We start from the raw sequence: 2,168 nt of genomic DNA, 5'->3' as shown, positions 1-2,168 counted from the left end.
ACGACCGCCTCTCCGTCAAGGATCATCGTCGTGCCGAAGTCGGCCGCCTGCTTGGCGATCGTCGGAAAGCGATCAGTCCAATCGTGCCCTCCACGGGTAAGAATGCGCGTATGGCTGGGTTCAACGTGGATAGCAAGCCGATAGCCGTCCCATTTTATCTCATAGAGCCACTGCGGCCCTTTCGGGACTTCCGACTTCAGAAGCGCTAACGCCGGTTCGATCCGCTCCGGCATTGGATCGAGCGGCAATTGCGGTTGGTCTGGATCACGCGCTTTGCGCGCCCTGCTTCGCAGCGGCAGTTCCGAGGCGGCGAGAAGGGGTTTTGATGACTTACGCGGGGACTTCGTCATGGAAAACAGTGCAACAGAGAAAGCTTGATGAGTCGAGTCTTTCCTCATCTCGGCAGAAAAGCATTCGGCTTAGCTAGCCGTTACCGCATCCAAAGCTGGGGCGCCGAGACGTGAACGATCCAGCTAGGTTGCGCCTTGATTTTCGGACCACTTCCCAATCGATAATCCACCTTCCCAATTCCTAATTACATTTTTCGCGATGGTCACCGCATGCTTATCATTGCGAAAGCCGTCCCGTCTCGTGCGCCGGTTTCGAAACGGCCTGAGGGCAGCGATCTCATCCTGGTTTGCGTGGCGTAAGCCAACGCCGCGGGTGCTTCGGAACTCGCTGGCGCTCCTCTGGCTCCCGACAGAATGAATGCGCTCTTGACTCAATCCACAATGAGAACATAATAAGAACAAATTGCCGGGACGATCACCGGCCGCGCAATTCCACTTCGACAGATCAGCAGTTTAAACCCCTGTGATTCTAGGGGTGCAGGAGACTTTTTGCCTCATGACAGCCGTAGCCGCTCAGACAAATGAACCGCGATTCGACCAGGTGACCTCCGTGCTCGACTTATTCGAAGGCGATGCTCACGCAACGATCGGAGCTCTGCTCGCCGAGCTGCAGTTCGTCCGCGGGCAATTGGCTCTCTGCGAAGCCGGAATGAGCGTCGGCTTTACCCGCGGCTGGGTTCCAAGGTTCGAAAGCGAAGGAGGAAGCAATGGTTGAATATTCGAGAGATCCACGACCGAGAGATGGTGTTCTCACCATAAGCCAGGACGAAGCGCAGGCGCTTTATGGTTTCGTCGGCTATTTGGGCCGGCATGCCTTCGATACGTTCAGAGACGACCGACCCGGCTTCCGTGGCAAGTCGCCAGACATGCTGCGTCATCTCGGCAGGATGCGCGACCTGCTGGAAAACGTCATGGACTATCCGACCTTGGACGAGGAACTTTGTTGGGATGAGCCGAAGTCGCTCGCGACGGATGAGGTTCATGGCTTGCTGCTGACGGAGGTCGGAAGTCGGTTGGGCATCCGGTTTCTCGAGATTTCGGTTTACTGGAATGACGAACGCGGAAGTTTCGGGACGCTTCAGCTTGCCGTCGATGACGAGGCCGGCGAAACCTGCGGTCTGTTCGAGGTCGAGGATCTTGCCAGCGAGCAGGTCAGTTGCGGCCCTGGCTGGTCCCAATCCGGCACCGATCTCGACGAGACGATCCGTATCTTCATCAGAGCCTTTCCGATGCAGCAATTGGAAGCGCGGAACGAAGATTGCATCAACGAAATGCTTGCCGCGAAAGTCGCGTGACTGTTAGCCAAAGACGACGCGGATACATCCGAAAATCAATTCGGAAGATTCGACTTAGTGCGATGACTGGCGCTTAGAACTGAACAATTCGCATCTTTGGGCATTGATCCTTGGTAACCGAAAAGGAGAAATTGCCATGGATTGGAATCGCGTCGAAGGCAACTGGAAGCAGGTTAAGGGCAAGATCAAGGAACAGTGGGGTAAGCTTACTGACGATGATCTTGATCAAATCGCCGGCAAGCGAGATCAACTCGAAGGCAAGATTCAGGAGCGCTATGGCCTTGCAAAAGACCGCGCCAAATCGGACGTTGACGATTGGTATGGCCGCCAAACCTGGTAAGAAGTCGAAAGGACCGGCCTAGCCGGTCCTTTCGCGAGGATCGCGACTTAGCTCAAAGGCCGTCTCGTGATCACTGGAAATTCCTACTCTTCACCTTCAACCGATCAATAAGCCGATCCGGCTCATAAATCTCGCGCGCCTTCATGACGGCCCGCTCCCTGGAGTCCGGGCTGCCGGGCGTGC

General features: G+C 55.9%; 4 protein-coding genes. 3 read left to right on the top strand and 1 reads right to left on the bottom strand.

Annotation, left to right across the window (positions count from 1 at the left end; all coding sequences use genetic code 11):
• Positions 1-350 (bottom strand): ATP-dependent DNA ligase (locus FBZ99_RS32950; RefSeq protein ID WP_442966534.1); only part of this gene is annotated, 350 nt, incomplete at its 3' end.
• Between the two features lie 496 nt (positions 351-846).
• Here FBZ99_RS32950 and FBZ99_RS32945 point away from each other — a divergent pair.
• The 3 genes from FBZ99_RS32945 to FBZ99_RS32935 all read left to right on the top strand — a co-directional run bounded on the left by FBZ99_RS32945 (position 847) and on the right by FBZ99_RS32935 (position 1,985).
• On the top strand, positions 847-1,065 hold the full coding sequence (locus FBZ99_RS32945; protein WP_145637471.1) for a hypothetical protein: 219 nt from the start codon (positions 847-849) through the stop codon (positions 1,063-1,065).
• Positions 1,058-1,645, top strand: coding sequence for a hypothetical protein (locus FBZ99_RS32940; RefSeq protein ID WP_145637469.1), 588 nt, complete (start codon positions 1,058-1,060; stop codon positions 1,643-1,645). Before FBZ99_RS32945 ends, FBZ99_RS32940 begins: the two co-directional genes overlap by 8 nt.
• Positions 1,646-1,781: 136 nt before the next feature.
• The gene (locus FBZ99_RS32935) at positions 1,782-1,985 is read left to right on the top strand and encodes a CsbD family protein (protein ID WP_145637467.1); all 204 of its coding nucleotides are present in this window, start codon (positions 1,782-1,784) and stop codon (positions 1,983-1,985) included.
• Positions 1,986-2,168 lie beyond the last annotated feature (183 nt).

It is taken from the genome of Rhizobium sp. ERR 1071, assembly GCF_007828675.1.
Lineage (GTDB): Bacteria > Pseudomonadota > Alphaproteobacteria > Rhizobiales > Rhizobiaceae > Rhizobium > Rhizobium dioscoreae.
The sequence above is the reverse complement of the archived record's forward strand: the minus strand, read 5'-3'. Positions and strand labels throughout refer to the sequence as shown.